10 protein-coding genes are annotated in these 13,789 nt (G+C 46.2%); 2 read left to right on the top strand and 8 right to left on the bottom strand.

Features of this window, described 5'->3' with window-relative positions:
- Positions 1-43 precede the first annotated feature (43 nt).
- Both NO559_RS10270 and NO559_RS10265 read right to left on the bottom strand, forming a co-directional pair.
- Positions 44-967, bottom strand: a complete 924-nt coding sequence (locus NO559_RS10270) for a hypothetical protein (RefSeq protein WP_258331736.1) — start codon at positions 965-967, stop codon at positions 44-46.
- A 25-nt stretch (positions 968-992) separates the two neighbouring features.
- A complete protein-coding gene (locus NO559_RS10265) occupies positions 993-1,577 on the bottom strand; it encodes an aspartyl/asparaginyl beta-hydroxylase domain-containing protein (RefSeq protein WP_258331735.1) in 585 nt (194 codons plus the stop codon).
- Between the two features lie 308 nt (positions 1,578-1,885).
- Between NO559_RS10265 and NO559_RS10260 the strand changes: the two genes are divergently transcribed.
- Positions 1,886-4,450 (top strand): TonB-dependent receptor, encoded by a 2,565-nt coding sequence (locus NO559_RS10260; protein WP_258331734.1) that lies wholly within the window; start codon positions 1,886-1,888, stop codon positions 4,448-4,450.
- 91 nt (positions 4,451-4,541) lie between these two features.
- Here the strand turns inward: NO559_RS10260 and argE are convergent, their stop codons facing one another.
- The 3 genes from argE to NO559_RS10245 form a co-directional block, all read right to left on the bottom strand.
- A complete protein-coding gene (gene argE, locus NO559_RS10255; RefSeq protein WP_258331733.1) occupies positions 4,542-5,699 on the bottom strand; it encodes an acetylornithine deacetylase in 1,158 nt (385 codons plus the stop codon).
- A gap of 39 nt (positions 5,700-5,738) precedes the next feature.
- A complete protein-coding gene (locus tag NO559_RS10250; protein ID WP_258331732.1) occupies positions 5,739-6,425 on the bottom strand; it encodes a DUF1028 domain-containing protein in 687 nt (228 codons plus the stop codon).
- Between the two features lie 95 nt (positions 6,426-6,520).
- A complete protein-coding gene (locus NO559_RS10245) occupies positions 6,521-6,931 on the bottom strand; it encodes a RidA family protein (RefSeq protein WP_258331731.1) in 411 nt (136 codons plus the stop codon).
- Positions 6,932-7,557: 626 nt separating this feature from the next.
- On the opposite strand from NO559_RS10245, the gene NO559_RS10240 reads away from it, so the two are divergent.
- Positions 7,558-8,817, top strand: a complete 1,260-nt coding sequence (locus tag NO559_RS10240) for an NAD(P)/FAD-dependent oxidoreductase (protein ID WP_258331730.1) — start codon at positions 7,558-7,560, stop codon at positions 8,815-8,817.
- A gap of 333 nt (positions 8,818-9,150) precedes the next feature.
- On the opposite strand, the gene aspA is transcribed toward NO559_RS10240, so the two are convergent.
- The 3 genes from aspA to NO559_RS10225 all read right to left on the bottom strand — a co-directional run bounded on the left by aspA (position 9,151) and on the right by NO559_RS10225 (position 13,582).
- A complete protein-coding gene (aspA, locus tag NO559_RS10235) occupies positions 9,151-10,575 on the bottom strand; it encodes an aspartate ammonia-lyase (RefSeq protein WP_258331729.1) in 1,425 nt (474 codons plus the stop codon).
- Between the two features lie 94 nt (positions 10,576-10,669).
- Positions 10,670-12,061 (bottom strand): APC family permease, encoded by a 1,392-nt coding sequence (locus NO559_RS10230; RefSeq protein WP_258331728.1) that lies wholly within the window; start codon positions 12,059-12,061, stop codon positions 10,670-10,672.
- 24 nt (positions 12,062-12,085) lie between these two features.
- Positions 12,086-13,582, bottom strand: coding sequence for an aldehyde dehydrogenase (locus NO559_RS10225; protein ID WP_258331727.1), 1,497 nt, complete (start codon positions 13,580-13,582; stop codon positions 12,086-12,088).
- Positions 13,583-13,789 lie beyond the last annotated feature (207 nt).

The following is a 13,789-nucleotide window of genomic DNA, read 5'->3' as shown; positions in this document are numbered from 1 at the left end:
CGCTAGAAAAAACTAGAGACTTTGAACTAGCGACTAGAGACTGCTAAAACGGCCACACTTCCAAACCATGTATAGCATTACGTATATCCATGGTTAGGTTAACCTGCGCAAAGGTCTTACGGGTATCGACGTTATGCAAGGCAATGGTTGACGGTGACGAGCCAGCCGCTATCACTCCGTTACCCACATCACAGAGGCCGCGACCAAAGCCTGCCCTAGCTATGCGGGTGTCATCCATCTCGGTGTTTAATAATTTTTCTGGGGCATATTGCGGCACTTTAAAACACAGATGCTCATCATCTTCTATCACGTAACGCACTACATCTGAGGCAGTATCATTGAAAATGACGCCATTGCGATACGGTCTGGCATTGTGCATACCTTTGGGTAGCGACATAATTTTTTCTACCCGCCGACCATCAAAGCGTAAGAGGCCGCGAGTTTTTAAGCCGCTAAGATACAAGCCTTTAGCATCACAATACACATTATTAAAATGCAGCTCATTACTTTGTGAAACTGCCTTGGCTAAGTTGGGATTAAAAGTGCCGCCGCCATAGCCGCCACCATTGGACAACTCTTTTATTTGTAAGCCAAAACAAAACTGGTTGTTATCTAAATCGAAAGCCAAAATCGCATCAAAGCCAGTAGAGGTTAAATACAAACGGCGCTTATATACAAAAATCTCATGGCAGTGCATTAGCGCCGGGCATTTATAGGAGGCTACTTGTTTAAAGTCTGGGGTGTACTCAAATAATTCATTACTGGCGGCAATAAAAACTCTGTCACCATCAAAGGCTATGCCGCGCAAGCCCCTATCCCAACCACGTCCCTGCCAATCTATATCGGCAGTATTCCAATCTACCACCTGCACGGTTTTTTCATTATCAAAATCTACTAAATAGACACCGCCGTGGCTTTCACCCTGATGACTGCCACGCACTACCGAGGTAGCAATTAATTTAGTCATAATACTCTCAAATCTGGTTTATATATTATTGGCTGGCCTGTTGCATTTGCTGCATTCTTTGCAATTGTTCTGGAGGTACATAATCAAAAATGAAAGTAATTCTATCTTCCTTACCCTTGTTCATAACGCTGTGCTGCTTTTGATTATTGATTTCATAGGCGTTGCCCACCGCTAAACGATTAGGCTTGCCGTCTATCATAAAACGCACCCGCGAATTAGTGGTAATGGGAATATGAATTCTATGCCCCACATGAAAGGAAGGGTGGGCATCAACATGGGGCTTAATAACTCCGCCTACTAACAGTTTGGCAGCCATAGCGCGGATAATCGTACCACCCGGTGGGTAATGCCGTTCAATTATTTTATGCATTAAGGGCATAGCCACGTCGGCCAATAAGTCCCACCCTGACTCTTTGGACACTTCTATATTGGGCCAGCCTTTACCATCGGTAAAAATCATCACCACCGACTCCGTCAACGTATGGACGTCGTATTGCTTTTGCCTATAAGAGTTCTCTACCCATGCTTGCTCATCAAACCCCAATACGCGTTCGATTAGGGCAGTGCTATCCACTTGGCCTAAATCCCGCAGCGCAACACCTATATCCATCACCTTTCTCCTACTCTTTATTATTATCACTGCCAAAACCATAATCACCGCAGCCAGCCAGGTCAACTGTAAATTACTAAGCGCTATTAAAACTATCCATAGCTATATGAAAAAATTTCATAGCTAGCGGAATACGGCCCAGTTTTGGGCTCTATGTACCTCTGTAAATACAGTGTTTCCAACGATTTTACTGACTGAACAGGCATTCACTATGTTTATTTAATACTCTGCTATTGGCAATCAAAAAATAATCAACTAAGGTGAAAAAAGGTACGAACCTATAACAATAAATGCACACTGGAGATATAATGAAAGACAAGCTCCCCCCTACTAACGCCCTACCCTATAGACGCAAGACCCTAGCCGCACTTATATCTAGCTCGGTCTTTGCTTTACAAACCGCCCACGCCGCTCCGGTACTAGAAGAAGTGATCGTAACTTCGACCAAGGAGATGCAAAACCTGCAAGATGTACCGCAGGCGATTACTGCGTTCACTACAGCTGATATTGAAAAACAAGGGTTTGTAGGCATAGATGAATATGCCAAAAAAATCCCGGCTCTATCTTTTTCACGGCGTGAACCCGGTGGCACCTCGGTAGTGTTCCGCGGTGTGGCTACCTCCCCTATTTCTTTTGGCACTAACTCATCCAGCTCGGTGTATTTGGATGAGCAGCCCATCACCTCTGACGGTGCTAATGCCAACCCACGCATGATTGATATAGAGCGCCTTGAAGCCTTGAGCGGCCCACAGGGCACGTTATTTGGAGACTCTTCACAATCAGGCGCGCTTCGCATTATTACCAATAAGGCAGATCCCTCCGGCTTTAGTGCCTGGATCGAAGGCGAACTGGGTCATGTAGAGCACGGCAGTGACGAAGGTGGCATTAGCGCCATGGTCAACATACCAATTAATGACAATATGGCCATACGCCTAGTTGGCTTTAGTTTTGAAGAAGCTGGCTATATAGACAATGTCTTACAGAGCAGCCCTGGGGGCCTATACAGCCCCGGCGGCACGTTTGACAACCGCGACAACCTTGAAAAAAATATCAACTCTGGCACAGAAAGCGGTGCTAGAGCCGCCTTACACTGGGATATCAACGACGATTGGTTAATGGATGCCATGGTGGTATACCAAAAAACCGAGCTTGATGGTTTTGGTGACACCAATCTAGATGTAGGCGAACTTGAGCATGTACGCTATAACGATGAATACTCTGAAGACGAGTGGTATCAAATCGGCTTAACGCTTGAAGGCGACTTAGGTTTTGCTGAACTAGTAGTCAGTGCAGCTTATTTTGAGCGCGACAGCTTTTATCAAGCAGACTCTACAGATTACTTTGCAGACTTTCAGAGTATTTCTGACCGGGACCAAGTTAATTACAATACAAGCAATCCTCCCGCCTATTACGATGTCGATTTCATGTTTTATGATTTTGGCAATATCAATAATTATAGCCCAACGGATTTTAGCGGTGATCCTAGAGGTAAGGCGACTGAAGACTCCGAAGAAGATCGCTTTAGCCTAGAGGCCCGCTTAAAGTTTGAAGGTGACGATGGTGAGTGGAATGCCATAGCTGGTATTTTTTATAACAAGACTACCAGCCGTACGGTATTTAGATCAGGCGTCAATGAAGGTTTTGAAGATACTAAAGCATTCTACTATCTTAACAATCTTGCCTGTGCCGAATTTGAACGTGACTCCAACGGTGATAGGATTGGGGCTAATTACGACGCCACACCAAACGCCCACCCCGCTTACTATGCGTGCGAGCAACACTCCCTCAATGGAAAGGATTACGGATCTTGGAGTAACACCAACAATTGGTTCTTTGGTGTTTATGACTCTGAAATCGAAGACATGGCAATATTTGGTGAAGCCAATATAGACCTAACTGAAGACTTTACCGTTACCGTAGGTGGTCGCTGGTACGAAAACAAACGTGACCGTAAACTATTCCAAGGGGGCTTAGCCCCTGATGACAGGGACCCAATTTTTTCCGAAGATTTAGTTAACAACGTCGGAGACGACAAAGTATCTGAAGACGGTTTCGTTGGAAAACTAGGTGTTAAATACTATATAGACTACGACAAAATGGTCTTTGCCACTTACTCTGAAGGTTTCCGCAGTGGTGGCGGCAATTCGGTCAAACAACGATCGGTGATTCCTGATTCATATGACTCTGACTTCCTGATCAACCATGAAGTCGGCTTTAAAACGTCATGGATGGATAACCGACTGCGCGTTAACATGACCTATTATCAGATGACTTGGGAAGATATACAGCTGCAAGTGGATGATCCGCAAGAAGATGTATTCTCCACTGGCGTGATAAATTTTGCTGAAGCCGAGATTGAGGGGCTAGAAACTGAAATTATTTTTGCCATCACTGAGGGCCTAGAGGCCAGCTTAACTCACTCCTATCTTGACGCGGCCTTATCGAAAGATGATACCGTTATTTCGCAAATTGATGGCGCACCTGTTGTTGTTGCACAGGTAGAAGATGGCACCAGACTGCCAATTTCACCGGATCAAAAAGGTAGCTTAGGGCTAGAGTATAACTTCCAAAACCAATGGTTTGGTATGGACCCCTATGTGAAGTTTGATTACAGCTACTATGGTGACTCCGTCAACTCTATTGAAGGTTTAGGCGCCACAGCAATTAAAGGCTCAGTGGTTAAGCAAGAAAGCTATGAAACTATGGACTTTGCCATAGGCATGTCCAACGAGGAGTGGAGCGGCAGCCTTAAACTGGAAAACATCACCGATGAGAGGGCTCAGCAATTCTTTAACCAACGCTGGGGTACTACGCAACGGGTTTCTATCAACAAACCCAGAAACCTAACCTTAACGGTAAGGCGTAGTTTCTAATATTTACCCCTGACTAAAAACCAAAAAACCCCTTATCAAAGGGGTTTTTTTTCATCTGCTATTTTTACCTTGCGACTCTACCCACAAGCAGTTAGGACAAAGCCGCGATCAACCTACGCATAAAAGCATTCATGGCAGCCACCTGGTCTACGGCGATAAACTCATTGGGCTTATGGGCCTGCTCTATATTACCGGGGCCGCATACCACCGTAGGTATGCCTAAGCGCTGGGTGAATAAACCGCCCTCGGTACCAAAGGTGATTTTCTTTAGGCCTTGCACATCACTTAAGCTTTGCACAAAGTTAACCACTTCGGCATCGGCCGGGGTAAACATACCGGGGTAACCGGATAGTTGCTCAAACTCAAAGCCACAACTGGCATCCAGTTTTTTCATTTGCGGTTCTAACTCGGTAATAGCAAATTGCTGTATGCGTTCAAATAAGGGCTGCGGGTCTTGGCCGGGGATGTTGCGTATTTCAAAATCAAAAGTGCATTGCTTGGGCACTATATTTAAAGCGGTGCCACCAGCGATTTTGCCAGTGTGCAAGGTGGTATAAGTCACCTCAAAGCCCTCTTCAAAAGGCCCTTGTTCAGCTAAATCTTGCGCCAAGCGGCGGATAAATACCACCAGCTCGGCAGCATAGTCCACAGCATTAACGCCTATATGTGGCAAACTGGAATGCGCCTCCAAGCCATTAACTGTAACCCTGTGCGCCAGCTTGCCTTTATGGGCATTAACCACCTGCATGCTGGTAGGCTCACCCACTATGCACATGGCGGGGCGCAGCGGCATATCCTCCATCATTGTTAATAAATGCCTAACGCCTACACAGCCTATTTCTTCATCAAAAGAAAAGGCTAAATGTATAGGCGTTGTTAAATTAGCACGCTGCATTTCTGGCACAAAAGCTAAAGCTATGGCGATAAAGCTTTTCATATCCGCGGTGCCGCGGCCGTAGAGCAGGCCATCCTTTTCTACCACGGTAAATGGATCGGTATGCCAGTTTTGGCCGGTAACCGGCACCACGTCGGTATGGCCGGATAGCATCACGCCGGGTTTATCTTGCGGCCCTATGGTGGCGTATAAATTAGCTTTGCTTTGCTCGGGGTTGTATACCAGTTGCGACTCTACGCCAAAACTGAGTAGATAATCGCGTACAAATTCAATCAGTTCTAAATTGGATTTATAGCTGGTGGTATCAAACTGTATCAACTTTTCTATTAATTCTATGCTTGCTATATCGGCCATATTATCTCTTAACACTTAAAGGCTGTACCTGTGATGTGCTTAAGCCGGATCTCCGGGCACACCATAGGGATCTGAGTTTTCAGGGGTTACTGAGCGGACTATGTAAGCTTGCATTTGTGGCAGGTAATTGCTCCAAACGCTGCGCAATTTGGCAATGGCATAATCGGGCTCGTCTTCCCAATCCACTCGCAAGTTAACCACCGGCCAGCTCATATCGGCGGTGGCAACTAATAAACCGGCAGAGTGTATGGGGCCGGCCTCCCCACCGGCTGCCAAACCAGCCTCTATACCCATTAATAAACGCTCTGCTAATGTGCCTACCGCTTGCTCAAAAGCTGCCACCATGGCTGCGGGTATTTCGGTATTGGCTAGCATATTACCCATAGCCACACAGTCTTTACCCTCTGCCATGGCGTGTATGCCTAAAGTTTCGCTGCCACTAAAGCAAGCCGTACCACCGTTTTTATCAACCACACCGAGCTGGCGCCATTGCACTTTTTCGGTCTCTTTCACTACCTGCGCCATGGCCTCTTGGGCAGATAAACCCTGCTCACATAAATCCAACAATCTGGGGCCTAACTCGGGGTCGGTAATGTTTTGGCTTTGCGCGGCACCCACCGCAGGCCTTACAAAAGAGCAGCGGCTAGCCACACAAATACTGGATGAAGTTACCACAGTGCCAAACATACCGCTGTCGGGGCATCTCGCGACTAAAGAGAAGGTCATATCAATTCCTATAGCTTGTAAACACAAAACCAGGCGATGCAAATAATGGCCTGGTTAGGGAGTTAATTATCCACAAATGTTTAGCGTGGACTCTATTAATCGGGTATTACCGCAATCACATCGATTTCCATCAACCATTGGGGCTGAGCTAAACCCGACACCACCAATCCAGTAGAGATGGGGTATACCCCTTTTAACCACTTGCCCACTTCACCGTAGACATCTTCACGAAAACGCGGATCTGTAATATAGGTCGTGGTTTTAACAATATGAGTTAAATCAGAGCCAGCTTCTTCCAACAGCTGCTTAACGTTTTTCATGGCTTGCTCGGCCTGGGCGGCAGGATCGCCCAAGCCAACCAAGTTTCCTTCAAAGTCTGTTCCTACTTGGCCGCGGACGTAAACGGTATTTCCCGCCCTAACCGCCTGACAGAGATCATTATCCAACTTTTGGTTGGGGTAGGTCTCTTTAGTATTGAACATTCTTATCCGTTCGTGTGTAGGCATTGCTGTTTCCTCTAAAAATTAATGCTGGGCAGTGCCGCTATTAAATGACTCAGTAGCGAGCCTGCAAATTCGCATCAAATTGGACTGGCAACATGCAACTCGCAGGCTAGGTTTAGCAGCCGGTTTGCATGCCGCGGTTGTTATGACTTGGCGCAAGAATAAGTAGCTGCAGTTAATTAATAAAATATTATTAACTGATCAATTAGATAACCTTAGCTAATTCACCAGCTAACGCCAGCTATACCCTAAACCGTAGCTTAAAAACAACAGGGCTTAGCGCTTATCTATACCCATATGTATTGACTTTAAACCCAGCCATCTCTGGATTACTTTTTTTAATACACTTAGAAAGTTAATGATATTTTACCAATGCAGCATTTCCTCATAAGCTAAATCAGCAATCAAAGCAGGCTATTACCACTATCTACTTGCCACACCATAAGCACTCTTCGAGCTGCATATAGGCCTAGATAGAACGGCAGCCCAGTGATGACCATACCGGCCGCCTAACGCTAGTTTGCAAACAAGATTAACCGCATACGGCGCCATTAAAACGCCCTATGCAAAAAACATTTACGCCAGTATTAGCTTGAAAAATAGATAAAGTACTTATAAAGGACACAGACATGACAGTTGAAAAAACAGATACACTTGTTGTTGGCGGCGGCCAAGCCGGTGTAGCCATGAGCGAACACTTGAGCAAGCTAGATGTGCCCCACATCGTTTTAGAACGCAATCGCATTGCCGAAAAATGGCGCACTGGCCGCTGGGACTCACTAGTCGCTAATGGCCCTGCCTGGCATGACCGTTTTCCCGGTTTAGATTTTGACGACGTAGACCCCGACGCTTTTGCGCCCAAAGATCGTATTGCCGATTATTTTGAAGCCTATGCCAAAAAGTTTAACGCCCCCATACGTACCGGCGTAGAGGTTAAAAAAGTTGAACGCAATGTTGGCAAGCCCGGCTTCACGATTGAAACCTCAGAAGGCGTTATCGAAGCCAATCGCGTGGTGGCCGCAACAGGGCCTTTCCAGCGCCCAGTTATCCCACCCATTGCGCCACAGTATGACAATATTCAACAAATACACTCGGCAGATTATTACAACCCCGAGCAGCTACCAGCGGGTAACGTGATGGTAATAGGCGCGGGGTCTTCGGGCGTACAAATCGCTGACGAACTGCAACGCGCAGGTAAAAAAGTTTATCTTTCGGTAGGCCCTCACGATAGACCCCCACGCGCTTACCGCGGCCGTGATTTTTGCTGGTGGTTAGGTGTATTAGGTGAATGGGATGCAGAAGCAATGAAGCCTGGCACCGAGCATGTCACCATCGCCGTCAGTGGCGCCCATGGCGGCAAAACCGTAGACTTCCGCGAGTTAGCTCACCAGGGCATTACCTTACTGGGTATGACTAAATCTTTTGATAACACCCGCGTGACTTTACAGCCTGACTTGGTAGAGAACATAGCCAACGGCGACAAAAATTATTTAGAGTTGTTAGATGCCGCCGATGCTTATATAGAGCGCAATGGCCTAGATCTACCCGAAGAGCCCGAAGCCAGAAAAATGCTAGCCGACCCCGACTGCCTAAGCAATCCTTTACTAGAGCTGGATCTAGCCGAAGCCGGTGTAACCAGCATCATCTGGGCAACAGGTTATGCTGTTGATTACAGTTGGTTAAAAGTAAACGCTTTTGACGAACAAGGTAAGCCTAAACATCAGCGTGGTGTTTCTAGCGAGCCGGGAGTTTATTTTGTGGGCCTACCCTGGTTATCACGCCGTGGCTCAACTTTTATCTGGGGTGTTTGGCATGATGCTAAACATATTGCTGGCCATATCGCCACGCAACTTACCTACTCCAACTATAAAGATCCCTCACAGCGTTAAGCTGTAGTGATTGGGATTGGCAAAGGGTGAGCCTTATGGCTCGCCCTTTTTTTGCCTAGTGAAATATCTGTTGCGCAATGCTAGTGTGAGGGTCCATCTTCTCTCTCTAATTTCTCAATCTATTTTCTCTATCCGTTTTCTCTAGCTAATCTAAATCAAACTATGCCTTGCAATACCAGTATGGTTAAACCTTTACTGTCAGGTATTTACTCCAACAAAGTGACTCCTTAGCGCAGTTATAAAAATCACCTTCAACGCACACAAAAAAGGCCTGCATACCTTGGTATACAAGCCTTTTTAATCAACTAACTTTTTACCGTTAGCAATAGACCACTAAGTCGTTAGCGTTTGCCTACGCGGCTGGGTCATATTTTCTGGCTTCAAAATATCCGCCAACTGCTTATCAGTTAATAAGGCGTCGCGCTTAATCAAGTCAATAATATTGGCCCCAGTATCTAGGGCCTCTTTTGCTATGCGTGTTGACGTTTGATAACCCAAGTAAGGGTTAACCGCCGTCACTATACCTATGCTGTTATACACCATGTTTTTGCAGTGCTCTCTATTAGCAGTAATACCGGCTACGCATTTAGCCGACAGGGTATTTAACGCATTGGTTAAAAACTGCATAGAGCGCAAAATATTAAAGACTATAACCGGCTCCATCACATTTAACTCTAACTGCCCTGCTTCGGCGGCCATGGTCACGGTTAAATCGTTGCCTATAACTTGGTAAGCAACCTGATTCACCACTTCGGGGATTACCGGGTTAACCTTGCCCGGCATGATGGATGAACCAGGTTGCATAGCAGGTAAATTGATTTCATTTAAGCCCGCCCTTGGGCCACTGCTCATCAAACGTAAATCATTACACATTTTTGAAACTTTAATCGCCGTGCGCTTTAACAAGCTAGACAGCAGCACAAAGTCACCCATATCACTGGTAGCTTCTATCAGGTTACTAGCCTTGATAAAGTGCATATCAGCTATCCAGCACAGCTCTTCTATAGCCAAGCTGGAGTACTCAGGGTCGGTATTAATGCCGGTACCTATAGCGGTAGCGCCTAAATTAATTTCTCTAAAACTGCCCGCCACTTCTTTAAGCTTTTCTAAATCTTCTTTTAAGTTGGCGTAGTAGGCCTCAAACTCTTGGCCTAAGGTAATGGGCACAGCATCTTGCAACTGGGTGCGGCCCATTTTTATCACATCCGAAAAATCTACCGCTCGCTGCTTGCATTGATAACCTAAACCCGCAATAGCTTCGTATAACTCCGGCGCACTTAAAATTAAGCACAGGCGTATAGCCGTGGGGTAAACATCGTTAGTAGACTGCGACAAGTTAACATGATTATTGGGGTTAACTATGTCGTAGCGGCCCTTCTCATGCCCTAGTATCTCTAGCGCTCGGTTGGCAATCACCTCATTGGCATTCATATTGGTGGAGGTGCCTGCTCCGCCTTGTATCATATCCACCACAAATTGATCGTTATAGTGACCAGCAATAACATCGTCGCAGGCACTGGCAATGGCCGTGGCAATTTTTTTATCGATTAAGCCCAGTTTTAAATTAGCTTTAACACAGGCCTTTTTTACCATGGCTAAAGCTTTAACAAAGTGAGGAAAGTCTCCTACTTTGATATGGCTAATCGAAAAGTTTTCTACGGCGCGCAGCGTTTGCACACCGTAATAGACATCCCAAGGTAGCTTGCGCTCACCCAAAAGATCAGACTCAACACGAATATTGGATTTTTTCTTAGACACAATAACCTCTTACGATACACGTAATTATAAAAAACACATTCACAACAAATCATCAAAGGCTGACTAGAAGCGCCAGCCTGTTTATCAATACTGGCTAGTCGTTTAGCGCTTCGCTTACGGTGCTGGGCTCAAATAGCCCTCGCTTCATCACCAACTTCACCCATAAGGCAGCCAACACACAACCTATTAACAAAACTGAACCGGCTATCATCATAATTTGAAACTCCAACTCTTCAGAGGGAGCCGCATAAATAATGCCGTAGATCATGCCCGCTATGCCCAATATCTGTGGCAGCGGATAAAAAGGAGTTTTAAAAGGACGAGACTGATTAGGCAGGCGATAGCGCAGCACGATAACATCCACATGGGCAATAATATAAGCCACTAACCACGAGATAGCCGCACCGGTTAGCAACAGTAAAATCGCATCGGCATTGCGACCATAAATCAATATGGGCAAGCCAGTAACCGCCGCAATAAACACAATTGCAATCCAAGGGGTTTGATACTTTTTGTGTAAGGTTTTAAATGCGGAGAAAGTTTGGCCGTTGTGGGCCATGCCGTAAATCATGCGCGGCACAGCTGCCAAAGAAGTATTAACCGTGCTGCAAGTTGCCGTAATAGCAGCAACGGTTAAAAACACCAGGCCTTGCTCACCAAATACGGCTTTTACAAACTCTAAGTGTGGCAAAGCGGCAGAGGCCAAAGTTTCACCGGGCACAAATAACATGGCCCCCAAGCAATATAAAATATAAATCACAAAAATAATGCTAACCCCAGCCAGCATAGACCTGGGGACATTTTTTTCGGGCTGTTTGGTCTCTTCCACTAATGGGCAAACAAACTCTGCACCCACAAAGCCCCACACGGCCAAAGCCACTAAAGATAAGACACCTATGCCCATGGGGTTGATGTTTTCAGTAAGATTAATACCCGCCTGCGGCTCCGCTATACCACCATAGGAGGCGACACCACCGATTAATAACAAAAACAGTATCATGGTATAGGCCAGCACCGATTGTAACTTGGCGAAGATATCTACCCCTTTAATGTTTAGCAGCGTAAATAGCAGCAACATACCAAAGGCCACCACATAAGGTGGTATTAAGCCGGGGAATAAATGCTCCAGTAATAAATCTATCAACACTAGCTCGGCAGAGGTGGCAAACATAGCCACCACTACATAACCAGAAAACACTGAAACTATGGCGGGGAAATGCCCTATGGCTACTTCGGTATAGGTACTTAAGGTGCCCGCGCGCGGAAACATTAAAGCCAGCTCCGAAAACGAAAACACATAGGACACTGCCAGCAAATAACCTATAGCCATGGCAATAAAAAAACCCAGCCCTGCAAAGCCTGCACCCTGCAGCATAATCACCATCACACCCTGTGATACCACTAACCCTATGGCTACGGCTAATAAAGCCTTAAAGCCCAGGGTACGTTTAAAACTGTCTTTTTTTATTATGGTTTCTTGTTTCATTTTCATACCCTGGCTGCGCTTAGCTTAACTAAAGTCTATCCAAGTGGTTTTCACTTGCGTGAACTTATCAAAAGCATGTATCGATAAATCCCTACCTATGCCCGACTGTTTAAAACCGCCAAAGGGGGTCATGGGGCTTAGGGCGTCAACGGTATTGACCGACACCGTACCGGCCTTGATTTTTTTCGCGACTCGATGCGCTCTATTTAAACTATCCGTCCATACCGAGGCCGCCAAACCATAAGGTGTGTCGTTGGCGATGGCGATGGCTTCCTCTTCGGTGTCGAAACCTATCACCGATAATACTGGGCCAAAAATTTCTTCGCGGGCTATAGTCATATCATTATTAACACCATCAAAAATGGTGGGCTGCACATATAAGGAAGAGCCGTTTATGCTGCTATTAGTACCGCCTGCCACTAGCTTGCCGCCTTCTTTTTTACCTTGCTCTATCAATGACAGCATGCGGTCGGCCTGCTTGCGATTGACTATAGGCCCCATGGTGGTTTCTGGATTAAGTGGATCACCTAATACTACCGCCTTGGCGCGAGCTACCATTTTTTCTACAAACTGATCTTTAATCGAATTTTCAACCAATAAGCGTGAGTTAGCTGAGCACACTTCGCCCTGATTAAAGAAAATACCAAAAGCCGCTTTATCCGCCGCTTTATCTAAATTCTCACAGTCGGCAAAAATAATATTGGGGCTTTTACCGCCGGTTTCTAACCACACGGGCTTCATGTTTGATTCGCTGCTATAACGTAAAAATAGTTTGCCCACCTCAGTAGAGCCAGTAAATGTGGCAACATCTACATCGTTATGTAAGCCCAGCGCCTTACCAGCCACATGGCCGTAGCCGGTGACCACGTTAAATACGCCCTTGGGTACACCCGCCTCTATAGCCAGCTCCGCTAAACGCAGCACCGAATGGGGTGACTGCTCCGCAGGCTTAATAATCACGCTGTTGCCCGCAACCAAGGCTGGGCCTAGCTTCCAAATGGCAATATCTAGGGGGAAGTTCCAAGGCACTATAGCCGCCACTACGCCTATGGCTTCGCGGGTCATGGTGGCTAAAGCGGTGTCGCCGGTAGGGGCGATTTCGTCGTAAATTTTATCTGCTGCTTCGGCATACCAAGCCAGGATGGCAGAGGCACCCATTACATCAACATTAAGGGCATCCATGACAGGCTTACCCATATCTAAGGTTTCTAACAGTGCTAATTCGTCTTTATGCTCAAGAATAAGCTGGGCCAGCTTTAGCACCACCGCCTTGCGCTCAGCAGGTGAACGGTTTGCCCATACGCCGCTATCAAAGCTGCTGCGGGCACAAGCTACCGCGGCATCCACATCCGCCTCATCACAGGCACTAACCTGCGCGAGCAACTCTTCGCTAGCCGGGCTAATAACATCGTAAGTTGCACCCGACTGGGCGGCACGGTATTCACCGTTAATAAAAGACTGGTTTTTGAATTGGATGTTTTTGGCTTGGGTTTGCCAATACTCGTAGCTGTAATCGGACATGGACAGGCTCGCTCTTTATTATCTTGCGGTAATAATTGGGCTGTTAAACCCTTGATGCATCGAGTGTGCGTGATTTGCTAGCATATTTAAAATATAAAAAGATGTTGTCATAGATAACTAAAAACTATTTAAATCCTGATCAAAACACCGCCCACCCAGCGTTTCTCAGCCAGGCACAATTATCGGTAAAGGGAAATAATCCTTTAT

Source organism: Dasania sp. GY-MA-18 (assembly GCF_024734385.1).
In the GTDB taxonomy this organism is placed as follows: domain Bacteria; phylum Pseudomonadota; class Gammaproteobacteria; order Pseudomonadales; family Dasaniaceae; genus Dasania; species Dasania phycosphaerae.
Note: the sequence above shows the minus strand (reverse complement) of the source record. Positions and strands in the feature narration are given on the sequence as shown.